General features: G+C 74.7%; 19 protein-coding genes and 1 tRNA gene. 13 read left to right on the top strand and 7 right to left on the bottom strand.

From position 1 onward, the window contains the following. The first annotated feature begins 5 nt into the window (after positions 1-5). From QSK52_RS09155 to QSK52_RS09200, 10 genes are all read left to right on the top strand, one after another. Complete coding sequence (locus tag QSK52_RS09155; RefSeq protein ID WP_285735423.1) at positions 6-1,403, top strand: hypothetical protein; 1,398 nt, start codon at positions 6-8, stop codon at positions 1,401-1,403. 14 nt (positions 1,404-1,417) lie between these two features. Then, entirely contained in the window at positions 1,418-2,368 is a 951-nt protein-coding gene (locus tag QSK52_RS09160) for a glutamate ABC transporter substrate-binding protein (RefSeq protein WP_285735424.1), read from the top strand. Positions 2,369-2,604: 236 nt separating this feature from the next. After that, a complete protein-coding gene (locus QSK52_RS09165) occupies positions 2,605-3,957 on the top strand; it encodes a hypothetical protein (protein ID WP_285735463.1) in 1,353 nt (450 codons plus the stop codon). Further along, positions 3,950-6,307: a serine/threonine-protein kinase gene (locus QSK52_RS09170; protein ID WP_285735425.1), complete on the top strand. Its 2,358-nt coding sequence runs from the start codon at positions 3,950-3,952 to the stop codon at positions 6,305-6,307. The genes QSK52_RS09165 and QSK52_RS09170 overlap by 8 nt, the downstream gene beginning before the upstream one ends. A gap of 2 nt (positions 6,308-6,309) precedes the next feature. Further along, positions 6,310-7,524, top strand: a complete 1,215-nt coding sequence (locus QSK52_RS09175) for a PP2C family serine/threonine-protein phosphatase (protein ID WP_435053200.1) — start codon at positions 6,310-6,312, stop codon at positions 7,522-7,524. A 74-nt stretch (positions 7,525-7,598) separates the two neighbouring features. Further along, the gene (locus QSK52_RS09180; protein ID WP_285735426.1) at positions 7,599-8,924 is read left to right on the top strand and encodes a vWA domain-containing protein; all 1,326 of its coding nucleotides are present in this window, start codon (positions 7,599-7,601) and stop codon (positions 8,922-8,924) included. A 43-nt stretch (positions 8,925-8,967) separates the two neighbouring features. Further along, entirely contained in the window at positions 8,968-10,368 is a 1,401-nt protein-coding gene (locus tag QSK52_RS09185; protein WP_285735427.1) for an FHA domain-containing protein, read from the top strand. A 163-nt stretch (positions 10,369-10,531) separates the two neighbouring features. Further along, positions 10,532-11,449, top strand: coding sequence for an ABC transporter ATP-binding protein (locus QSK52_RS09190; RefSeq protein ID WP_285735428.1), 918 nt, complete (start codon positions 10,532-10,534; stop codon positions 11,447-11,449). Beyond that, complete coding sequence (locus QSK52_RS09195; RefSeq protein WP_285735429.1) at positions 11,446-12,573, top strand: ABC transporter permease; 1,128 nt, start codon at positions 11,446-11,448, stop codon at positions 12,571-12,573. Before QSK52_RS09190 ends, QSK52_RS09195 begins: the two co-directional genes overlap by 4 nt. 79 nt (positions 12,574-12,652) lie before the next feature. Then, on the top strand, positions 12,653-13,063 hold the full coding sequence (locus tag QSK52_RS09200; RefSeq protein ID WP_285735430.1) for a globin: 411 nt from the start codon (positions 12,653-12,655) through the stop codon (positions 13,061-13,063). A gap of 21 nt (positions 13,064-13,084) precedes the next feature. Here QSK52_RS09200 and QSK52_RS09205 read toward each other — a convergent pair whose 3' ends face one another. From QSK52_RS09205 to QSK52_RS09225, 5 genes are all read right to left on the bottom strand, one after another. Then, positions 13,085-13,774 (bottom strand): hypothetical protein, encoded by a 690-nt coding sequence (locus tag QSK52_RS09205; RefSeq protein WP_285735431.1) that lies wholly within the window; start codon positions 13,772-13,774, stop codon positions 13,085-13,087. Positions 13,775-13,857: 83 nt separating this feature from the next. Further along, positions 13,858-14,301 carry an acyl-CoA thioesterase gene (locus tag QSK52_RS09210; RefSeq protein ID WP_352230276.1) on the bottom strand — a complete coding sequence of 148 codons (444 nt, stop codon included), beginning with the start codon at positions 14,299-14,301 and terminating at the stop codon, positions 13,858-13,860. Between the two features lie 115 nt (positions 14,302-14,416). Beyond that, positions 14,417-16,081: an energy-dependent translational throttle protein EttA gene (gene ettA, locus QSK52_RS09215; protein WP_285735432.1), complete on the bottom strand. Its 1,665-nt coding sequence runs from the start codon at positions 16,079-16,081 to the stop codon at positions 14,417-14,419. 222 nt (positions 16,082-16,303) lie between these two features. Beyond that, positions 16,304-17,674, bottom strand: a complete 1,371-nt coding sequence (locus tag QSK52_RS09220) for a Cys-Gln thioester bond-forming surface protein (protein WP_285735433.1) — start codon at positions 17,672-17,674, stop codon at positions 16,304-16,306. A 316-nt stretch (positions 17,675-17,990) separates the two neighbouring features. After that, positions 17,991-18,629: a single-stranded DNA-binding protein gene (locus QSK52_RS09225; protein ID WP_285735434.1), complete on the bottom strand. Its 639-nt coding sequence runs from the start codon at positions 18,627-18,629 to the stop codon at positions 17,991-17,993. A 659-nt stretch (positions 18,630-19,288) separates the two neighbouring features. Here QSK52_RS09225 and QSK52_RS09230 point away from each other — a divergent pair. Next, positions 19,289-19,361: transfer RNA gene (locus tag QSK52_RS09230), tRNA-Arg, on the top strand. Between the two features lie 42 nt (positions 19,362-19,403). Here the strand turns inward: QSK52_RS09230 and QSK52_RS09235 are convergent. After that, positions 19,404-20,015, bottom strand: coding sequence for a TetR/AcrR family transcriptional regulator (locus QSK52_RS09235; protein ID WP_285735435.1), 612 nt, complete (start codon positions 20,013-20,015; stop codon positions 19,404-19,406). Between the two features lie 58 nt (positions 20,016-20,073). Between QSK52_RS09235 and QSK52_RS09240 the strand changes: the two genes are divergently transcribed. Both QSK52_RS09240 and QSK52_RS09245 read left to right on the top strand, forming a co-directional pair. Further along, positions 20,074-20,691: a GNAT family N-acetyltransferase gene (locus tag QSK52_RS09240; protein ID WP_285735436.1), complete on the top strand. Its 618-nt coding sequence runs from the start codon at positions 20,074-20,076 to the stop codon at positions 20,689-20,691. Between the two features lie 74 nt (positions 20,692-20,765). Then, on the top strand, positions 20,766-21,611 hold the full coding sequence (locus QSK52_RS09245; RefSeq protein ID WP_285735437.1) for an enoyl-CoA hydratase/isomerase family protein: 846 nt from the start codon (positions 20,766-20,768) through the stop codon (positions 21,609-21,611). 8 nt (positions 21,612-21,619) lie between these two features. On the opposite strand, the gene QSK52_RS09250 is transcribed toward QSK52_RS09245, so the two are convergent. Further along, on the bottom strand, positions 21,620-22,837 hold the full coding sequence (locus QSK52_RS09250; protein ID WP_285735438.1) for an acyl-CoA dehydrogenase family protein: 1,218 nt from the start codon (positions 22,835-22,837) through the stop codon (positions 21,620-21,622). Positions 22,838-22,841: the final 4 nt, after the last annotated feature.

The raw sequence follows: 22,841 nt of genomic DNA on the forward strand, positions 1-22,841 counted from the left end.
GAACGGTGGCCGCACAGACCCAGGGGGGCGTCCGCGCGCCGTCCCCCACCCGCGCGCCGGAGCCGGTGCCGGACCCCGGCGCCGACGGGCGGCTGCCCGTCGGGCGGCCGTCCGGCCCGCTGGCGCGCCTGCGGTCGGCCTCCCGGACCCCGCCGGGGCGGCTGCGCACGGCGCTCGCGGGGCTGGTGGCACTGGCGCTGCTGTTCGGCGTCACGGCGGCCTGGCAGTCCGCGCAACGGTCCGCGGCGGCGCGGCAGTTGGCGTCCCGCAGCGAACCGCTCAGCCAGGACGCGGCCGAGATCTACCGCTCGCTGGCGGACGCCGACGCCACCGCCGCCGCGGGCTTCCTGATGGCCTCCGCCGAGCCGCCCGAGGTCCGCAAGCGCTACCAGGACGACCTGGCGACCGCGGCCCGGCTGATCCCGCAGGCCGCCGCGCGCAGCGGTGCGTCCGCCGACGCGCAGCGGCAGTTGGCCGTACTGGGCGAGCAACTGCCGCGCTACGCGGGCCTGGTGGAGACCGCCCGGGCGATCAACCGGGAGGGCCTGCCGCTCGGCGGGGCGTACCTGCGGTACGCCTCGAACTACCTGCAGACCAGCGTGCTGCCGAACGCCCAGCGGATCGCCGACGGCGAGGCCGCCGCCCTGGACGGGGACTACGACGCGGCGGCCGCGGTGCCGTGGGCGGCGCTGGTGCTGGGCGTGCTGCTGCTGGGGGCGCTGGGCCGCCAGCAGGTGCTGCTGTTCCGGCGCACCAACCGGGTGTTCAACCCGGGCCTGCTGACCGCCACGGCCGCGGTGCTGGCCGCGCTGGCCTGGACGGCGGTCGGCACCGTCTCGGCCGGCACCGACCTGCACCGGGCCCGCACCCAGGGCATCGACCCGCTGCGCGACCTGAACCGGGTCCGGGTGGAGGCGCTGCAGGCGCACACCGCGGAGAACCTCGACCTGGTCTCGCGCGGCGCCACCGAGGCGTTCAAGGAGCGCTGGGACGCGCTGGCGAGGACCCTGACCGCCTCCGCCCGCGACACCGGTTCGGTGGCGGGTCTGCTGGCCGCCCCGCCGGAGCGGGCCCGGCAGCAACTGGCCGACGCCCGGCGGTGGTTCGACGAGTGGCAGCAGCGGCACGCGGAGGCCGCCCGGCTGGACGCCGAGGGCAGGTACGAGGAGACGCTGAGCAAGACCCTGGCCCCGGGCCGGGACGACACCGCCGAGGCCGCGTTCAACGCCGCCGGGCAGCAGTGGGCGCAGGCCGGGCGGGCCGAGCAGGCCGCGTTCGACGCGGCCGCGGGCGGCGTCGACGGGACGCTGGCCGTCCAGGCCGCGGCGACGGCGCTGCTGGCCGCGCTGGCGGTCGGCGGGACGGTGCGCGGCCTCGGCCGCCGACTGGCCGAGTACCGGTGACGGGGGGACGAGGGATGCGCAGGCGCAGGGCGAGGACCGGGACGCTGCTCGCGGCGGCGGCACTGCTGGCGGGCCTGCTCGGCACCGGCGGCTCGGCCGCCGGGGCGGGCGGCCCCCGCGGGGAGGCGCTCGTGCACGCCGCGGCCGCCGCACCGCGGAACGCGGTGCAGGGGGAGAACTGCGACACCGGCACGTCGCTGCCGCCCAGGCAGCAGGTCGGGGCCCGGATCCAGGAGATCCGCAAGCGCGGCTACCTGATCGTCGGCGTCGACCAGAGCGCCTACAACTGGGGCTACCGGGACTCCCAGACCGGCCGGATCGAGGGCTTCGACATCGACCTGGCGCGTGCCGTCGCCCGGTCGATCCTCGGCGACCCGGACAAGGTGCGGCTCAAGACCGTCGCCACCGCCGACCGGGTCAAGCTGCTCCAGGCGCAGCCCCAGACGGTCGACCTGATCGCCCGGGCGATGACCATCACCTGCGACCGGCTGGCGCAGATCTCCTTCTCCGCGCCGTACTTCAGGGTCTCCCAGCGGGTGGTGGCGCCGAAGGCCGCGCACGCCCGCAGCGTGGCCGAGGCGCTCGGCGGCAAGCGGGTCTGCGCGGCGCTGAACTCCTCCTCGCACAACGAGCTGAAGGCGGACCCGCACGGCGCGGCCTCGGTCGTCACGCCCGACAACCAGCTGGACTGCCTGGTGCTGATGGAGCTCGGCGAGGCGGACGCCACCCTGTCGGACAGTTCGCTGGCCGCCGCGATGGTGGCCCAGGACCAGACCATGGAGCTGGCCGGGGAGTCCTTCCTGCCCACGTACATGGGCGTGGGGATGAACAAGAACGACACCGACCTGGTCGGCTGGGTCAACCAGGTGCTGGTCGACTGGCGCAACAGCGGTGCCTGGCAGGCCAGTTACGACAGGTGGCTGCGCCCCGGCATGGGGGATCCGGGCCCGTACCGGCCGTGGTGAGCGCGGGGGTGCGGGGCGCGGCGGCGGCTGCGGCAGCGGTGGCGGTGGTGGCGGGCGCGGGGGTCGGCGCGCGGTTCGGGGCGGGGAATCCGGGGGACCGCCGTCCGCGCGGTGCCGGGCGTCGGGGAGACTGGCGGCCCACGGGCCGTCGCTCCGACCGCCCCAGGACCGACGCCCCGTCACCACGACCGTGGCCGAGAGGAGGAACCGCGTTGGCCGGAACGACCCGCCCGGTGATGAACCGTGAGGAGGTCGACCGCGCGCTGACCCGGCTGGGAGCCGAGCGCGACGCGGTCGAGGCGGCACTGCTGGCGCTCCAGGACCACCCGGGACTGCGGCTGCTGACCGGCGCCGAACTGTCCGGACGCACCCGGGAGCGCTGGGCCGTCGCCGAGGGCGGAGTCGCCCTGCTGTGGGCGCTGTTCGACCGGTACGCGGAGGCGCTGGCCTCCGCCCGCGCGGTCCGCTCCCGGCGCGCCCGGCCCACCAACGCCGAACTCACCGAGCTCGGCGAACTGCTGACCGGCCGCTCGGTCACCGTCTCCGGCGGACGGCTCCCACACCCGTCGGGTCAGCTCCCGGCCCCGGCACGGCTGGTCGAGCAGGTCACGCTCGGCGAACTGCTGGAGCGGATGAACGGCTGGTACGCGGTGGTGGTCGAGGTGGTGAGCGCGGTCGACGCGGTCTGGTCGGCACTGCCCGCCCGGATCGACCTGCTGCTCGCCGAACTCGGCCGGGTCCGGATGCTCGCCGGGTCGGTCGGCGTCCGCCCCGGCGGGCACCCGCTGGCCGACGACCTCGACGAACTGGGCCGTCAGTTGACCGCGCTGCGGGCCCTGGTGGTGTCCGACCCGCTCGCGCTGTGGCGGCCCAGCCGGGTGCCCGCGCAGCGCGGCCGGGCCGCCGAGGGCACCGCCTGGGCCGCGCCCACCGGCGCCGTGGACACCGCCGGGTTCGACCGGATGGGACGCCGGCTCGACGACGTGCGCGTCGAGCTGGAGGGCCTGCTGCGACTGCGCGACGAGTCCCACGAGCGCCTCCAGCAGGTCGCCGACCTGCTCCAGCGCGCCGACCTGACCCTCGCCGAGGCCCGCCGGGCCCGCGGCGAGGTGCTGGCCAAGATCGCCGCCACCGAGGTGCCCGCCGTGCCCGGCCCGCCCTCCGCGCTGCGCGAGGCGATCGGCCAGGCCGTCGACTACCAGCAGACCGGCCAGTGGCACCGGCTCGGCCCGCTGCTGGACGCGCTGGAGGACGCCGCCGCCAAGGAGCTCGGCCGGGCCCGGCAGGCGCTCACCGAGGTCGCCCAGCCGCTCGCCGTCCGGGCCGAACTGCGCGGCCGGCTGGAGGCGTACAAGGCGATGGCCGCCCGGCTCGGCCTGGCCGAGGACCCCGAGGTGGTCGAGCGCTTCGAGAAGGCCCGCTGGCTGCTCTGGAGCGCCCCGTGCGACCTGCGGGCCGCCGCCGAGGCCGTCGGCCGCTTCCAGCAGGCCCTGCGCGCGCCCGAACGGCAGCCGCCGCAGCAGCAACCGGAGGTCCGGGACGGCCGACCGCCGGAACAGAGCGACCAGGGGGAGGACAGCGATGGCTGAGGCATGCGCCCGCACGGGCTGCACCGGGGAGATCGACGCCGACGGCTACTGCGACGCGTGCGGCCTCGCCCCGGAACGCACCCCGGCGGCCGCGACCGCCGCCCCGGCCGCACCGGCGGTCGGCGGCCCCTGCGGGCGCGGCGACTGCGACGGCACCATCGACCCGGACGGCTACTGCGACGCCTGCGGCCTCGCCGCCGCCCCCTCCGCCTCCCCCTCCGTCCCGCTGCCCGCCCCGCGGGCCTCCTCGGTCGGCTCCCGGTCGAGCCGTTCCCGTTCCGGCGGCTCGGTGTCGGTGCGCAGTTCGCGCGGCAGCACGGGCAGCGCGAGGCGCGGCAACCTGGGCGCGGGCCTGGTGGCGATCGCCCCGGTGCCGACCGCGGACCCGGCGGGGGCGGTGCTGGCGAACCCGGAGGTGCCGGAGCGCAAGCGGTTCTGCTCGCGCTGCGACCAGCCGGTGGGCCGGGAGAAGGACGGCCGTCCGGGCCGCCCGGAGGGGTTCTGCACCAAGTGCGGCGCCGCGTACTCGTTCAGCCCGAAGCTGGCGCGCGGCGACCTGGTCGGCGGCCAGTACGAGGTGATGGGCTGCCTGGCGCACGGCGGCCTGGGCTGGATCTACCTGGCGGTGGACCGCCGGGTGAACGACCGCTGGGTGGTGCTCAAGGGCCTGCTCGACACCGGGGACGAGGACGCGCTGGCGGTGGCGATCGCCGAACGGCGGTTCCTGGCCGAGGTCGACCACCCGAACATCGTCCGGATCATCAACTTCGTCGAGCACCCGGACGCCCGGACCGGCGTCGCCGACGGCTACATCGTGATGGAGTACGTCGGCGGCAAGTCGCTGAAGGACATCGCCAACGAGCGCCGCACCCCGGACGGGCGGCGCGAGCCGCTGCCGGTCGAGCAGGCGCTGGCGTACGCGCTGGCGGCGCTGCCCGCGCTGGGCTACCTGCACGCCCGCGGGCTGGTGTACTGCGACTTCAAGCTGGACAACGTGATCCAGTCGGACGACATGCTCAAGATCATCGACATGGGCGCGGTCCGGCGGCACGACGACGACGGCCCGGTCTACGGCACCGTCGGCTACCAGGCCCCGGAGATCGCCACCCTCGGCCCCTCCCCCGCCTCCGACCTGTACACGGTGGCCCGCACGCTGGCCGTGCTGACCTTCGACTTCCAGGGCTACACCGACCGCTGGCGGTACGAGCTCCCGGGCCCGGACGAGGTCGAGGTGTTCGCCCGGTACGAGTCCTTCCACCGGCTGCTGGTGCGCGCCACCGACCCGGACCCGGCCCGCCGCTTCGCCTCCGCCGAGGAGATGGCCGCGCAGCTGACCGGCGTGCTGCGCGAGGTGCTGAGCCTGCAGGACGGGCAGCCCAGGCCCGCGTCCTCCGCCCTGTTCGGACCGGAACTGCGGGTCGTCGACACCGAGTTGGCCGAACGGGCGCCGGACGCCCGGGCGGCCGCGCTGGCCCTGCCCGCCCCGCTGGCCGACCCGGCCGACCCGCACGCGGGCCTGCTCGCCACCCTGCCCACCGGCTCCCCCGCCGAGGCGCTGGCCGCGCTCCGGGCCTCCGGCGCCGACTCGCCGGAGCTGCGGCTGCGGGCGCTGCGCACCCACCTGGAGCTCGGCGACACCGCGGCCGCCACCGCGGAGCTGGCCGCGCTGGAGGCCGAACACCCCGACGACTGGCGGGTGGTGTGGCACCGCGGCCTGACCGTGCTGGCCGCGGACCGGGCCGCGGAGGCCCGCGACTCCTTCGAGGCGCTGTACGACGCGTTCCCCGGCGAGGGCGCGCCCAAGCTGGCGCTCGCGGTCTGCGCCGAACTGCTCGGCGACACCGCGGCCGCGGCCCGGTCCTACGCCCAGGTCAACCTGGTCGACCGGTCCTTCGTCGGGGCCGCGTTCGGCCTGGCCCGGGTCCGGCTCGCGGACGGCGACCGGGACGGCGCGGTCGCCGCGCTGGAGGCCGTCCCGGAGAGCTCCGCCCACTGGACCGCCGCCCGGATCGGCGCGGTCCGCGCCCGGCTGCGCGGCCGGGCCGCCACCGAGCCGCTGGCCGCCGAACTCGCCGACAGCTCCGAGCGGCTGGCGGCGCTGACCCTGGACGCCCGGCGGCGCGAGGAGCTGACCGTCGAAGTGCTGGACTCGGCGCTGAACTGGGTCCTGGCGGGGGCCGCCGGGAAGCCCGCCACGCTGACCGTGCTGGGACATCCCGCCGCGGAACGGGAACTGAGGCTCGCCCTGGAACACTCCTACCGGATGTTGGCCCGGTTGTCCGACCGGGCCGAGACGAGGATCGAGTGGGTGGAACGGGCCAACCGGGCCCGCCCCAGGACATGGGTGTGAGCATGCCGCAGCAGACCGAGTGCCCGAACTGTGCCGAACCGCTGGGCTCGCAGGACGCGTTCTGCGGGGCCTGCGGCACCGCCCTGACCGGTCCGCCGACCCTGCGCGACCTGCCCGTCGTGCCCAGCTGCCCGCACTGCGGCTCCGCCGAGCTCGCGGACGGCTGGTGCCAGCACTGCGGGCAGGCCCAGCCGCGCGAGCGCGACCACCAGGAGCTGGAGCTGACCGGCGTCGCGGCCGTCTCCGACCGCGGCCTGCGGCACCACCGCAACGAGGACGCGTTCACCGTCGCCACCGCCGAGGGCCCCGGCGGCGCGTCCGTGGTGCTCGCCGTGGTCTGCGACGGCGTCTCCTCCTCGGCCCGCCCCGACGAGGCCTCCGCCACCGCCGTCACCGCGGCCGCCGACTCGCTGGTCACCGCGCTGGCGGCCGGGCGCGAACCCGGCCAGGCGATGCGCGAGGCGATCGGCGCCGCCAACCGGGCCGTCACCGCGCTCGCCCACGACGGCACCGCCCCCGACGGCCGCCACCACAACGCCCCCGCCTGCACCTACGTCAGCGCGATCAGCTCCGGCGGCCTGGTCACCATCGGCTGGGTCGGCGACACCCGCGCCTACTGGATCCCCGACGACCGCGAGGCCGCCGAGCCGTACCGGCTCACCGAGGACGACTCCTGGGCGGCCCGGATGGTCGCGGCCGAGCTGATGGCCGAGGCCGAGGCGTACGCCGACCCGCGCGCCCACGCCATCACCGGCTGGCTCGGCGCCGACGCCGAGGACCTCGACCCGCACACCGTCAGCTTCACCCCGCACGTCCCCGGCGTGCTGCTGATCTGCACCGACGGGCTGTGGAACTACGCCGAGGCCGCCACCGACCTGGCGTTCTTCGTCCGCACCGACGCCCGGACCGAACCGCTGGCCGCCGCACAGGAGTTGGTGCGGTTCGCGGTCGAGCGCGGCGGGCACGACAACATCACCGTCGCGGTCCTGCCGATCGACCCGCCGACCGCGCCGACCGCCCACGACGCCACCCTGCTCGACGTGCCGCTGCCGCGCTCCGCCGACCCGGACGCCACCGTGCCGCTGCGCCCGGCCGCCCCGCCCGCGCCGGTGTCCGCCCCGGTGCCCACCCCGCCCGCGGCGCCCCCTGCCCCGGCGGCGCCGCCCGCCCCGGTGCCGACCGCCGCCGCCGAGCCCGCCCCGCCCGCCGCGAACTGACCTGCGCCGCTCGCACCACCGTCACCGACACCGACACCGTCACCGCCACCGATCCTCCGACAGGAGCTCTCCGCATGGCCTCGTTGTCCAAGCCCGACGCGCCCCGGTTCGACGTCGACGTCTTCCAGAACGAGTACCTCGCCCAGGGATCCCAGGAGGTCAACGCCATCGTCACGGTCACCGCGACCGGCGGCGGCACCTCCGGCGGGCGGCCGGTCGGCGCCGCGGCGGAGGCCGCGGTGGTGCTGGTGATCGACTGCTCGGGCTCCATGGAGCACCCGGGCACCAAGATGCGGGACGCCCGCGAGGCCACCGCCGCCGCCATCGACGAACTGCGCGACGGCGTCGCCTTCGCCGTGGTGGCCGGCACCCACCGGGCGGAGGAGGTCTTCCCCGGCAACGGCCGCCTCGCGGTCGCCGACCCCGCCACCCGCGAGCAGGCCAAGCTCGCGCTGCGCCGCCTCACCCCGTCCGGCGGGACGGCGATCGGCACCTGGATAGCCAAGGCGCAGCAGCTGTTCGCCTCCCGCCCCCAGGCGTCGATCCGGCACGCCGTCCTGCTCACCGACGGCCGCAACGAGCACGAGAAGCCCGCCGACCTGCAGCGCGCCCTGGACGCCGCCACCGGGTGCTTCACCGCCGACTGCCGCGGCGTCGGCACCGACTGGGAGGTCGCCGAGCTGCGGAAGGTCTCCTCCGCGCTGCTCGGCACCGTCGACATCGTCGCCGAGTCCTCCGGCCTGGCCGAGGACTTCCGGGCCATGATGTCCGCCGCGATGGGCAAGCAGGTCGCCGACGTCGCCCTGCGGGTGTGGACGCCGGTGGGGGCCCGGGTGAGGTTCGTCAAGCAGGCCGCCCCGACCGTCGAGGACCTCACCGGGCGCCGCGCCGACGCCGGGCCCAGGGCCGGGGACTACCCGACCGGGTCCTGGGGCGACGAGTCCCGGGACTACCACGTGTGCGTGGAGGTCCCGGCGGCGGCGGTCGGCAGCGAGATGCTGGCGGCCCGGGTCAGCCTGGTCCTGCCGCACCCCGACGGCACCGCCGAGGTGCTCGGCCAGGGCCTGGTGCGCGCCGTGTGGACGGACGACCTGGCCTCCTCGACCCGGATCAACCCGCAGGTCGCCCACTACACCGGGCAGGCCGAGCTGGCCGATGCGATCCGGGCCGGCCTGGAGGCCCACCGGGCGGGCGACCTGGCGCTCGCGGGCGCCGAACTGGGCGCCGCGGTCAGGCTGGCGTACACCAGCGGCAACGAGGGCACCCTCAAGCTGCTGCGGAAGGTGGTGGACGTGGTCGACGAACGGGAGGGTACCGTTCGGTTCCGTAAGAACGTGAGCGAGGCCGACTCGATGACCCTCGAGACCCGGTCGACCAAGACCGTGCGCGTGAAGAAGTGAGCCGGACACCCGCCGGACCCGAACCTGCTGGAGTGGGGACCTGATGCCGATCTGCCCTAGGGGACACGAGTCACAGGCCGAGGACTGGTGCGACTACTGCGGCTTCCCGATGACGCCGCCGCCCGGCCTGGCGATCCCCGGTTTCCCGAACGGCCCGGCCCAGCCCGGCGGCCACCCCGGTGCCCAGGGGCAGCCGGGCGGCCCCGCCGCGCCGCCGCCGGGCCCGCCCGGGCCGCCGCCGTACACCTCCTCCGGCTACCCGCCGGTCGGACCGGGCAGCACCCCGCCGTCCGGCACCCCCGCGGGCGGGGGCGGCGGCTACTTCGAGCCGCGCCGCACCCCGACCCCGCCCGCCGGCACCCCCACCGGGCCCGCCGCGGGCGCGCCCGGCGTCCCCGGTGCGCCCGGCCCGTACGGCGCCCCGCCGCCGCCCCCGCCCACCACCGGCCTGGTGAACTGCCCGATCTGCCGCAGCCCGCAGACCGGCCGGTACTGCGAGGAGTGCGGCTACGACTTCAACCTGGCCACCTCGGCCCGCCCGCCGGGCACCGCGCCCGGCCCGCTCGGCCACCAGCCGCCGCCCGCGCCGCCGCAGGGCCAGCGGCCCCCGCAGCAGGGCTACGGCTTCCCGCCGCCCGCCGCCGCGCCCCCGGCCGCGCCGCCCGCGTTCGACCCCCCGGCCCCGCCGCCGTACGAGCAGCGCCCGCCGCAGCCGCAGCCCCCGTACGAGCAGCAGCGCGCCCCGTACGAGCAGCCCCAGCAGCCGCCCGCGCCGCAGTCCCACGCCCCGCAGTCCCCGTACGAGCAGCGGCCCGGCTTCCCGGCGGCGCAGGCCGCCGGGGCGGCCCCGGCCGCGCCGTTCGAGAAGCCCGCGGCGGCGGGGTTCCCGGACATCGACTACGAGCGCACCGGCCCGGTGTACCCCGAGCCGTCCGCTCCCCGGCCGGGCCACCAGCCGCAGCAGGGGGGAGACTCCGGGACGTCGTTCCGGCTCAGCCCGCCCGGGCAGCAGCCCGGCGGTGCGCCGCAGCAGCGCGCCACCTGGTACGCCGTGGTGGCGCCCGACCACGAGTACTTCACCGACATGATGACCCGCAGCGGCCCGGAGGCGGCCGGCCTGTACTTCCCGCAGTACACCTCGGAGCGGCGGGTCCCGCTGACCGGCCGCGGCCAGCTGCGGATCGGTCGGCGCAGCCAGCAGCGCGGCACCGTGCCGGAGATCGACCTGTCGGTCTCCCCGGAGGACCCGGGCGCCTCGCACCAGCACGCCCTGCTGGCCGAGCAGCCGGACGGCAGCTGGGTGGTGGTCGACCAGGACTCCACCAACGGCACCACCATGAACGGCAGTCCGGAGACCCTGCCCCCGCACACCGCGATCCCGCTGAACGACGGCGACCGGATCCACGTCGGCGCCTGGACCACCATCACGGTGCACCTGGCCTGACCGCACGTCAGGTCGCCGTCCGCTGACGCTGCGTCACCACCGGCCCGCGGCCGGGGAGCCCGCTCCCCGGCCGCGGGCCGACCCGTCACCTTCCTGACGCAGAACGCTCAAGATTCGCACAAAAGTGCCCGTGGTCAGGGGCGCAACCCCTACGCTTCGCCCCATGAGTGAAGCAATAACCGCGGACGGGATCCGGAAGCGGTACGGGGATGTCCAGGCCGTCGACGGGGTGTCGCTCTCCGTCGCGACTGGCGAGTTCTACGGTCTGCTCGGACCGAACGGGGCCGGCAAGACGACCACCCTGGAGATCCTGGAGGGCATCCGGGAGGCCGACGAGGGACGGGTCGAGCTGCTCGGCCTGTCGCCGTGGCCGCGCAACCCGAAGCTGCTGCCGCGGATCGGCGTGCAGTTCCAGGCCTCCGCGTTCTTCAACAAGCTGAGCGCACGCGAGACCATCCGCACCTTCGCCTCCTTCTACGGCATCGGCCCGCGGGCGGCCGACGCGATGCTGGAGCGGGTCGGCCTGACCGAGTCCGCGAACGTGCTGACCGACAAGATGTCCGGCGGCCAGGCCCAGCGCCTGTCCATCGCCTGCGCCCTGGTGCACGACCCGGAGCTGGTGTTCCTGGACGAGCCGACCACCGGCCTCGACCCGCAGGCCCGCCGCAACCTGTGGGACCTGCTGCGCGACATCAACGCCGAGGGCCGCACCGTGGTCCTCACCACGCACTACCTGGACGAGGCGGAGGTGCTCTGCGACCGCGTCTCGGTGATGGACCACGGCAAGGTGCTGAGGACCGGCGCGCCCGCCGCCCTGGTCCGCGAGATCGACGACACCGTCCGGGTCCGGATCGAGTCCGGGCTGCTGACCGTCGCCCGGGCCCGCGAACTGCTCACCGCCGCGGGCGCGGTGCACAGCAACCTGGAGGACGACGGCGTCACCCTGGCGCTGTCCACCGCCGAGCCCGGCCCGGTGCTCTCCGTGCTGGCCGAGCAGAACGCGCTGCGCGGCCTGGAGGTCCGCGGCGCCACCCTGGAGGACGTCTTCCTCCAGCTGACCGGACGGGAGTACCGGGCATGACCGCCACCGAACGGCCCCCGGCCACCGCCCCGGCCCCGGCCGCCGAGGGCGGGGAGAAGGCCAACGCCTTCGTCGGCCTGTCCCGGGTGATGCTGCTGGGCTTCCTGCGCGACAAGGGCACCCTGTTCTTCACCCTCGCGCTGCCGCTGATGTTCCTGCTGCTGTTCGGCGTCCTCTACAAGGGCGGCGGCACCTCGCACGTCAAGGTCGCCGAGATCGGCCAGGTCAAGATCCTGGACGAGGCCCGCGCCCACGCCGAGGGCTCGCTGGACGCCCTGGAGATCACCACCGGCCTGTCCGAGGCCGACGCCCTCGCCAAGGTCAGGAAGGGCGACCTGGACGGCTTGGTCGCGGAGGGTCCGAACGGCACCCTGGTGCTCCGCTTCAGCCAGGCCGACCAGGTCAAGTCGGCCACCGTGCAGGGCATCGTCAACTCGCTGGTGGACGGCGCCAACCAGGCCGCCTCGAACGCCCCCGCGAAGTACACCCTGGACGCCTCCAAGGTCGAGGACGACTCCACCAAGCCGATCCAGTACCTGACCCCGGGCCTACTCGCCTACGCCGTCGCCATGGGCGCGGTCTACGGCGCCTCCTTCACCCTGGTCACCTGGCGCAAGAAGCGGGTGCTGCGCCGCCTGCGGCTGGCGCCCATCTCGGCGGGCACCATCGTCGGCGCCCGGGTGCTGGTCAGCGTGCTGGTCGCGCTCGCCCAGACCGGGCTGTTCCTGATGGTCGCGCGGATCGACTACTTCGGCCTCAAGCTCACCGGCAACTGGTGGCTGGTGCTGCCGCTGGTGGTCTGCGCCACCCTGGCGTTCATGTCGATCGGCCTGGTCACCGGCTCGCTGGCGAAGACCGAGGAGTCGGCGAACGGCATGAACCAGCTGATCATCCTGCCGATGTCCTTCCTCGGCGGCGCGTTCATCCCGCTGGACTTCGCCCCGAGCTGGCTGCAGGACGTCTCCCGGGCGCTCCCGCTGCGCTACCTGATCGTCCCCGCCAAGTCGGTGCTCAGCCAGGGCGGCGGCCTCGCCGAGGCGCTGCCCGCGATGGGCATCCTGCTGGGCTTCACCGCGGTGCTGTGCGCCGTCGCCTGGCGCTTCTTCAACTGGGACGACGCGTAACCGCCGCCGCCCCGGGACGGGGGTCGTACGCCGGAAGTCCCGGTGTACGACCCCCGTCGGCGTCTGCGACCATGGACGGGTGACTGACACCGGGCGCGAGACCACCACCGCAGCAGAGGAGACCTTCTACGACCAGGTCGGCGGCGAGGCGACCTTCCGCAGGCTGGTCCACCTCTTCTACCGCGGCGTCGCCCAGGACGAACTGCTGCGCCCGATGTACCCGGAGGGGGACCTCGGCCCCGCCGAGGAGCGCTTCGCGCTGTTCCTCATGCAGTACTGGGGCGGCCCGCGCACCTACAGCGAGCGCCGCGGCCACCCGCGGCTGCGGATGCGGCACGCTCCGTTCCGGGTCGACCGGGCCGCGCACGACGCCTGGCTGAAGCACATGCGCGCCGCCCTGGACGAGCTGGCGCTGCCCGCCGAGGCCGACCGCGAGCTGTGGAACTACATGACGTACGCCGCCGCCTCGATGATCAACACCGCGGGCTGAGCCGACGATCGTGCGGGCGGCTCAGCGCAGCGGGCTGAGGCCCAGCCCGGCCCCGGGGGCGGCCGCGGTGCGCAGCGCGACGGACCCGGCGGGCGCGTCCAGCCGCAGCCAGGCCCCGGCCCGGTAGGCGGCGAGCGGGCCGCCGGCCCGCAGGAACCCGATCGTGTGGGCGGCGTGCGCGGCCCGCAGCGGCAGGCCCTCGACGGCGGCCAGCGGCCGGGACCAGATCTCGTCGGCGACCGCGTCGACCGCCTGCCGGGTGCGGTGGTGGTCCGGCATCCCGGCCACCCGGTGCTTGAACTCGGCGACGGCGCCCTGCACCTCGTCCACCACCCGGTCGACCGGGGGCCGCCCGAGCAGCTGCCAGCCGGAGCGCGGCGGGAGCAGACCGGCCCAGGAGGGGCCGGTGACCGGTGCGGGCAGTCCGAGCGCGGCGCCCGGCTCGTCCACGGACTCCAGCAACTGCCCGGCGGAGACGGTCAGGTCGGCGGCCGCGTCGAGCCCGGCCAGCCGCACGGTGCGCACCGCGAGGACCGCGGCCCCGCCGAGCGGCAGCCGCCCGAACACCGCCAGCACCCCGCCCTCCGGGCCGGGCACCGCCTGCAGCCGGACGGCCGCGGCCCGGTCGAAGCGCAGCAGCCGTCCGAGGAAGGCGGCCAGGTCGGCGCCCTCCCGCCGGTCGGCGAGGTCGAGTCGGGTCTGCACGGTCACCGGGGTTCAGCTCGTTTCGTCGGCGCGGAGGCGGTGGCGGCCCGCGGCCCGGGGTGGACGGCCGCGGCGGGGCCCGCGGCTGGTCAGGCGGCGCAGCCGGCCGGCTGCTCGTCCATGAACCGGCTCAGGAACTCCCGCTCGACGGGGCTGATCCGGCGCGGTCGGCCCTCGGCGAGGTTGTAGGGGACGACCACGGTGGAGGCGGTGACGTACACCGTCTCGGTGCCGTCCTCGGCGACGTCCTTGATCTCGTAGGAGACGGTCAGCGAGGCGCCGCCGATCCGCGTCACCCAGGTCTCGATGGTGACCGGCTCGGGCCGGTGCACCAGCGGCCGCTTGTAGTCGATCTCGTGGCGGGCCACCACCGAGCCGCCCGCGAACTCCCCGGCCCCGGCCTCGGCGGCCTGGGTGAACATGAAGTCGATCCGGGCCTCCTCCAGGTAGCGCAGGAAGACCACGTTGTTCACGTGGCCGAAGGCGTCCATGTCGGACCACCTCAGGGGGCAGGCGTAGATGTGGCGGGCCACGGTGTTCTCCTCAGACTTCTCCGTACCCGGAGGTACCTGCTCGGCAGCCTACGGGCCGCGGTCCGGCGGCCCGCCCGCGGGGGGCGGGCCGCCGGACCGGTGTCGCACCCGGGTGTCAGTCGCGGGTCAGCTTCTTGTAGCTGGCGCGGTGCGGGCGGGCGGCGTCGGCGCCGAGGCGCTCGATCTTGTTCTTCTCGTAGGACTCGAAGTTGCCCTCGAACCAGAACCACTTGCTCTCGCCCTCGTAGGCGAGGATGTGGGTGGCCACCCGGTCCAGGAACCAGCGGTCGTGGGAGATGACCACGGCGCAGCCGGGGAACTCCAGCAGCGCGTTCTCCAGCGAGGAGAGGGTCTCGACGTCGAGGTCGTTGGTCGGCTCGTCGAGGAGCAGCAGGTTGCCGCCCTGCTTGAGGGTCAGCGCCAGGTTGAGGCGGTTGCGCTCACCGCCGGAGAGCACCCCGGCCGGCTTCTGCTGGTCCGGGCCCTTGAAGCCGAACGCGGACACGTAGGCCCGGGACGGCATCTCGACCTGGCCGACGTTGATCCAGTCGAGGCCGTCGGAGACGACCTCCCACAGGGTCTTCTTCGGGTCGATGTTGGAGCGGGTCTGGTCGACGTAGCTGATCTTGACGGTCTCGCCGACCTTGACCGTGCCGCCGTCCGGGGTCTCCAGGTCCTGGAGCATCTTGAACAGGGTGGTCTTGCCCGCGCCGTTGGGACCGATCACGCCGACGATGCCGTTGCGCGGCAGGGTGAAGCTGAGGCCGTCGATCAGGACCTTGTCGCCGAAGGCCTTCTGGAGGTTCTCGACCTCGATGACGACGTTGCCCAGGCGCGGGCCCGGCGGGATCTGGATCTCCTCGAAGTCCAGCTTCCGCATCTTGTCGGCCTCGGCCGCCATCTCCTCGTAACGGGCGAGGCGGGCCTTGGACTTGGCCTGGCGGCCCTTGGCGTTGGAGCGGACCCACTCCAGCTCTTCCTTGAGCCGCTTGGCGCGCTTGGCGTCCTTCTGGCCCTCGACCTTGAGACGGGTCTGCTTGGTCTCCAGGTAGGTGGAGTAGTTGCCCTCGTACGGGTAGGCGCGGCCGCGGTCCAGTTCGAGGATCCACTCGGCGACGTTGTCCAGGAAGTACCGGTCGTGGGTGACGGCGACGACGGTGCCGGGGTACTTCTCCAGGTGCTGCTCCAGCCAGTTCACCGACTCGGCGTCCAGGTGGTTGGTGGGCTCGTCGAGCAGCAGCAGGTCGGGCTGCTCCAGCAGCAGCTTGCACAGCGCGACGCGGCGGCGCTCACCGCCGGAGAGCTTGGTGACCGGCCAGTCGCCGGGCGGGCAGCCCAGCGCGTCCATGGCCTGCTCCAGCTGGACGTCGAGGTCCCAGGCGTTGGCGTGGTCCAGGTCCTCCTGGAGGGTGCCCATCTCGGCGAGCAGCTCGTCGGAGTAGTCGGTCGCCATCAGCTCGGCGATCTCGTTGAACCGGTCGAGCTTGCCCTTGACCTCCTTGACGCCGTCCTGGACGTTCTCCAGGACCGTCTTGGACTCGTCGAGCGGGGGCTCCTGCTGGAGCATGCCGACGGTGAAGCCCGGCGAGAGGAAGGCGTCGCCGTTGGAGGGCTGGTCGAGGCCCGCCATCATCCGCAGCACGGTCGACTTACCGGCGCCGTTGGGGCCGACGACGCCGATCTTCGCCCCGGGGAGGAAGCTGAGCGTCACGTCGTCAAGGATGACCTTGTCGCCGTGTGCCTTGCGCACCTTGCGCATGGTGTAGATGTATTCCGCCACGTTGAGATCGCTCCGGCGTCGTCGTGAGTAATCGGCTTGCAGCCTTCCATTGTGCCGTAAGGCCGGGGCCGCCCCGAACGTCCACCGGGGCGGCCCCGCGGCCCCCGGGCCGCCGGCTGCGGGCGCCCGGTCAAGCGAACGGCCCCGCCTCCCTGCTCCGGGAGGCGGGGCCGTTCCCGTCCCGCCCGGCGCACGGCCGGGCGGGCGGGTTCAGCTCGTCGTTCAGGAGGCGCGGCTGTGGCGGCCGCGGCGGCGCAGGCCGTAGACCGCGGCACCGCCCGCGACGACCAGCGCACCGGCCATGGCGGCGGTCAGGCCGGTGCCCATGCCGCCACCGGTGGAGGCCAGCTCGGGACCGGTCGGGCTGGCCGAGGGGGCCGGGGCGGAGGCGGGGGCCGACGGGGCCGGGGACTGGGTGGAGCTGTCGGTCTTGCAGTTCAGCAGGCCGGTGAAGGTCTTGGAGAAGTTGTCCGGGCCGGTGACGGTGACGGTGTACTTCTCGTCCTCCTTGGCGGGGACGCTCACGGCCTGGGTGCCGCCCGGCTTGACGGTGTACTCCTTGCCGCCGACCTTGAAGACCGCGTCCTTGTCGCCCTTGTTGCCGAGGGTGACCACCACGGCGCCCTTGGCGCAGTCGACCGCGACGTCGGCGGTCGGAACGGCGCCCAGCCCCCAGCTGAGGGCCGCGCCGGCCGCGACCGGGACGGTGCCGTGGCCGGCCAGGATCAGGGTCTGGCTGCGCTCGTTCTTGGCGTTGTGGCCGACGAAGGCCCGACCGACGGAGGTCTTGGCGGTGCCCGTCGCGGTGATGGAGGCGGTGCCCGCGGGGGCGTCGGCCGGAACCTTGGCGTAGATCTTGTCGCCGGACTTCACGTTCTTGACCGGGGCGCCCTTGTCGTCGACCAGGGCGACCTTGGCGGCGGTGCCCTTGTCGTCCAGGGCGACGCTGACCTCGGCCGCTCCGCCGCCCGCGGTGACGGTGATCGGGCCCAGCGTGGTGCCCGACTTCCCGCCGACGGAGGCGGGGACGAGGCTCAGGGTCGGCTTGGGCTCCTCGGCCTTGCCGTTCTGGTTCGCCTGGTCGATCAGCCAGGTGGTGAGCTGCTGGGCCAGCGGGTGTTCCTTCTGCGTGATCTTGACGTTGGGGTCGGAGAAGGACCAGATCGCCACCTGGGTCGCGGCGGCGGCGTCCTGCTCGCTCAGGCCCTTGATCTTCGAGGCGGCGGCCAGCTGGTCGGCGCTGACGGCCGGGTAGGAGTGCTGGAGGATCCAGAGGACCTTGGGCCCGGCTCCCGGATTGTCCTGGAGCGAGCTGGAGTTCCAGTCGGTCTCCTGGTACTCGGCGTCCTCCTTGGTCTGGTTGAGCAGGTCGATGCAGTAGACGGGGAGCTTCTCGTCGCTGTCGCCGATGGAGATGTAGAACGGGCCCGCGTGGAGGCTCACGTCCCCCTGGGTGTCCGGGTCGAAGCGCTGGACGTTCTCCCAGACGTCCGACCACTTGGTGATCTTCGCGGTGACCGGCTTCGTGTCGGCCGCAGCCGCCGCACCGGCCGCGAACAGGCCCGAGCCGACCGTCAGGCCGGACGCGAGCATGACAGCAACGATGCGGGAGACAGCCCGCCCCTGCTTGTGGAACATGTGGGATCCCTCCGGGCGGCGACGTGCCTCTGGCAACCCGCCCCCTGCAAAGCGGCACCCCCTGTGGCGCCGCTGCACGTGTGTGGACCAGACGCATCCTATTGACGCGGTCCGACCACTCCAGGCCCGTAGCGAATCAGGACGATATCGTGGCTGTTCCGTTATCAAGGAGCCGACCGTCCGCGCGAGTTGATGAGTCGACATAAAGCCACGGGGCGCCACCGCGACAATCAGGATTGCACTCACCGGCTCAACAAGTGCCCCGTTTCCGTCACTTCAGAACCTCCTGCGCCACATCCGCACCTCCCTCCCCCGCCGCACCGCCGGACCCGCCACCGGCCCCGCCCGCCTCCTCCGCCCGGCGCCGGGCCGCCACCGCCGCCACGATCCACTCCGGCACCGCCTCCTCCACCAGTCGCACCGCGCGCGGCCCGCCCCCGGCGGGCGCCCGCCCGTCCGCCCCCGAACCACCGCCCGGCACCGGCCCGCCGGCGCCCGGGCCGACCGCGCCGCCCGGCCCCGAACCGCCCGGCGGCGGGGCCGACGCGGCCTCCAGCCCGCGGCGGAACGCGGACGTCCCGCGGGCGAGGTCGTGGCCGACCGCACGGGCGTCGATCTCCACCTCCACCCTCCGGTTGCCGTCCTGCTCCCACTCGCGGACCCGCAACCGGCCGCTCACCAGCAGCGGGTCGCCCTTGTTCACCGAACTGACCACGTTGACCGCGAGCCGCCGCCAGGCCACCACCGTCACCCAGGTCGTCTCGCCGTCCGCCCAGTCGCCGCGCTCCCGGTCGTAGCGCCGCTCCCGCGCGGCCAGCCGGAAGTTCGCCACCGACACCCCGCCGGGCGTCTCCCGGTACGTCACGCCCGACGCGGCGTTCCCGACCATCGTCACCAGGGCCTCGTCCATTGCGGATCCTCCGTTCCCGGCCGTGCCGACCGGCGCTCCTCCCGCGGCGGAATCTCCGCCGCGGGAGGATCCTCCGCTTTCCGGGAAATCCGCACCAGGCCCTTCCGTTCCCCTGTGGAAAAACCCGGCCTGTGGAAAACCCACTTCCCTCTCCGGAGTGAATTCCCGGCCTTTTCCGGCCCGAAATCGACCATTTCGGCGCCGCGCCCGCGGCAACCCCCCGGACTCCGCCCGCCGGGAGGGCCGTTCGGACACCTCCCGGCCACGCCCCCTTCCGGTGACCGCCCGCACACCCGGCGGCCACCCCGGGTCCACCCCCGAAACCACGAACGGGTGGTCGCCGACTCGCCCCGTCCATGTCATCCGACCGGTGGAAACCCCTAAACACGCCCCCACCGCGGGCCGCTCCGGGCGATTGCCCCGCCGAATCCATAACGGGTGAGGTTGCAGCCCCGTAACGACTGCACAACGTCCCGCCCCGGAAGCCGGTAGACCGCTGCACACCACGGCACTACCTGCGATTATCGGACCGCCCCGCGGAGGCCGACACACCCCGGTCCGGCCTTCGAAGTCCAGGCGGCGGAACTGAACACCCGTATCCTGTCCCGGAACATCCCGTCCCGGCCCAGGCCCGGCAAGCGGGCCGACGTCAGACCCCGGCCCCCATAGCTCAGCGGATAGAGCACCCGCCTTCTAAGCGGTAGGTCGCAGGTTCGAATCCTGCTGGGGGCGCCCACCCGGCCCGACCGGTAACGCCACCCCTCCCTCCCTCCGTCAGCGCCCCGTCGCGAGGTCCGCCAGGAACCCGTCCAGCAGTGCGCGTTGGCGCTCCGGCGGGAACTCCCCGGGGGCGAACAGCGCCTGCACCACCAGCCCGAGGACGAACGACTGCGCCTGCGCGGCCAGGTCGGCGGCCGGGCGGGCGGCCGGGAGCTCGCCGAGTTCCTGGGCCTGGGCGCAGAGTTCGGCCATCCGCCGCCGCGCCCGGCGGTAGCGCTCGGCGTGCCCGGCGGTGAGTTCGGCGTCGCCGAGGGCGGCGTCCCAGGAGCCGATCCAGATCCGGTTGTCGGCGGCGGCCGCCGCGTCCAGCGGCAGGACGTCGAGCAGGGCGGCGCGCAGCGCGGGCAGGCCGCGGGCGGCGCCGACGGCCTCGGTGGCGGGCCGGCGGCGCCCGACGGCCTGCCGGTCGAGGACCTCCAGCGCGTGGGCGACCAGGGCGCGCTTGTTGGGGAAGTAGTGGGTGAGCAGGCCGGTGGAGGCGCCGAGCTCGGCGGCCACCGCGCGCAGGGTCAGCCCGCCGAATCCGCGGTCGGCGAGGACCCGCCCGACCGCCTCCGAGACGTCGCGGCGGCGGGCTTCGTGGTCGCCGCGTGCAGGGGGTGTCATGCGCGCTAGGGTACCTACCAAACGTTTGTTACGTACGCTGTCGCCGGAGGGGAAGCCGATGTACGCCGTAGCGCTCGCCGAGGACGCCGAGCTGCGCCCGCTGGAACCGTGGCAGGCCGGGGAGTTCCTGGAGCACATGGACCGGGCCCGGGCCGGAATCGATCCGTGGATTCCGTGGGCCACCCGCAGCACCGATCCGGAATCCGCCCGCGCGACCCTGCAGAAGTTCGCCGACAAGCAGGCCGCCGACACCGGCCGGATCTACGGGATATGGCTGCGCGGAACGCTGGTCGGCGGCGTGATGTTCGTGCAGTTCGACGCCGCGGGCGGGGTCTGCGAGATCGGCGTGTGGACGGAGCCCGCCGCCCAGGGCCGCGGCCTGGTCTCCGCGGCCGTCCGCCGCCTGCTGGACTACGCGCTGGTCGAGCGCGGCCTGTACCGCGCCGAGTGGTGGAACAGCACCGTCAACCTGCGCAGCCGGGCCGTCGCCCGGCGCCTGGGCATGACCCTGGACGGCACGCTGCGCGCCCACACCGAGCACCTGGGCGTCCGGCTCGACCTGGAGGTCTGGTCGATGCTGGCCCCGGAGTGGCGGGCCGCCCGCGAGGCCGGGGCCGCCGCGGCCGGAGCCCCCGCGGCCGGGGCCGCCGAGGACGGCGCCCCGGCCGGGAGTTGACGCGGATCACCTGGCCCGCCCGGCCGCCGCGTGAAAGCCTGGGGGAACACCCGCCGCCCCCGAGAGGCCCCGCCATGCCGTCCGTGCCCGCCGCGCCCGCGCGCACCGTCCCCCCGCTCGACCGCCCGGGCCCCGGGGACGTCGAACTGCCCACCGGCGCGGCGGGCCTGCGCTGCTGGGTGGGCCCGGAGCGGGTGGCGACGCTGCTGCTGGAGCGCCCGGAGCGGCGCAACGCGGTGACCGGCGCGATGTGGCGGGCGCTGCCGGAGGTGCTGGCGGCGCTGGCGGAGCGCCCGGACGTCCGGGTGCTGGTGCTGACGGGCGCGGGCGGCGCGTTCTCGGCGGGCGCGGACATCGCGGAACTGGCCGGGGTGTACGCCGATCCGGCCTCCGCGGACGCGTACCACGCCGCCAACGTGGCGGCCGAGCAGGCGCTGGCGGCGTTCCCGCGGCCGACGCTGGCGGTGGTCCGCGGCGCCTGCGTGGGCGGCGGCTGCCAGTTGGCGCTCGCCTGCGACCTGCGACTGGCCGCCGCGGACGCCCGGCTGGGCATCACCCCGGCGAAGCTGGGCGTGGTGTACCCGGCGGTGCCGACGCTGCGGCTGGCCGCGCTGGTCGGCCCGGCCCGGGCCAAGTACCTGCTGTTCTCCGGCGAGTTGCTGCCCGCCGACCGGGCGGAGCGCTTCGGCCTGCTGGACGAGGTGCTGCCGCCCGCCGGACTGGACGCCCGGGCGCGGGAGTTCGCCGCCCTGCTGGCCCGCCGCTCGCCGCAGACGATCGGCGCGGTGAAGGCGGTGCTGTCCGTCGACCCGGCGGACGCGGCGGCCGCCCTGGCGCCCTGGGAGCGCGCCTCCCGGACGGCGCCGGACGTCCGGGAGGGCCTGGCCGCGTTCCTGGAGCGCCGCGAGCCGCGGTTCTGAGGCCGGGGTCAGCGGATCGGCGCCCCCGAGATCGCCCGGGCGATCACCAGCCGCTGGATCTCGCTGGTGCCCTCGAAGACGGTGTAGATGGCGCTGTCGCGGTGCATCCGCTCGACCGGGTACTCGCGGGTGTAGCCGTTGCCGCCGAGGATCTGCATGGCCTGCGCGGTGACGAACTTGGCGGTCTCCCCCGCGTACAGCTTGGACATCGAGCCCTCGGCGCTGGTGAACGGCTGGTTGTTGACGGCCATCCAGGAGGCCCGCCAGACCAGCAGCCGGGCGGCGTCGATCCGGGTCTTCATGTCGGCGAGCTGGAAGGCGACGCCCTGGTTCTCGATGATCGGCTTCCCGAACTGGACGCGGGTCCTCGCGTAGTCGAGGGCGACCTCGTACGCGGCCCGGGCGATGCCGATGGCCTGGGCGCCGACGGCGGGGCGGGAGGCTTCGAAGGTGGCCATGGCGGCGTTCCTCCCGCCGCCCTTGGCGCCCTCGCGGGCCCGGGCGAGGCGGGCGTCGAGCTTCTCCTTGCCGCCGAGCAGGCAGTGGCCGGGCACGCGGACGCCGTCGAGGACGACCTCGGCGGTGTGCGAGGCGCGGATGCCGTGCTTCTTGAACTTCTGGCCCTGGCTGAGGCCCTTGGTGCCGGGCGGGACCACGAACGACGCCTGGCCGCGGGAGCCGAGTTCGGGGTCGACGGTGGCGACCACCACGTGGACGTGCGCGATGCCGCCGTTGGTGGCCCAGGTCTTGGTGCCGTTGAGCACCCACTCGTCCTTGGCCTCGTCGTAGACGGCGCGGGTGCGCAGCGCGGAGACGTCGGAGCCGGCGTCGGGCTCGGAGGAGCAGAACGCGGCGACCTTGACGTCCTCGGGGGTGCCGAACATCTGCGGGGCCCAGGTGCCGATCTGCTCGTCGGTGCCGTTGGCGAGCACGGCGACGGCGGCCAGGGTGGTGCCGGTGATGGCGAGGCCGATGCCCGCGTCGCCCCAGAACAGCTCCTCCATGGCGATCGGGATGCCGACGCCGGACGGGTCGAAGAACTGCTGGGCGTAGAAGTCGAGGGAGTAGATGCCCAGCTTGGCGGCCTCCTGGATGATCGGCCAGGGGGTCTCCTCGCGCTCGTCCCACTCCGCCGCGGCGGGGCGGATCACGTCGGCGGCGAAGCCGTGCAGCCAGTCGCGGACGGCGATCTGGTCCGGCCCGGGGTCGAGCGAGAAGGTGGTCATGTCG

This window comes from Kitasatospora phosalacinea (genome assembly GCF_030268885.1).
Lineage (GTDB): Bacteria > Actinomycetota > Actinomycetes > Streptomycetales > Streptomycetaceae > Kitasatospora > Kitasatospora phosalacinea_C.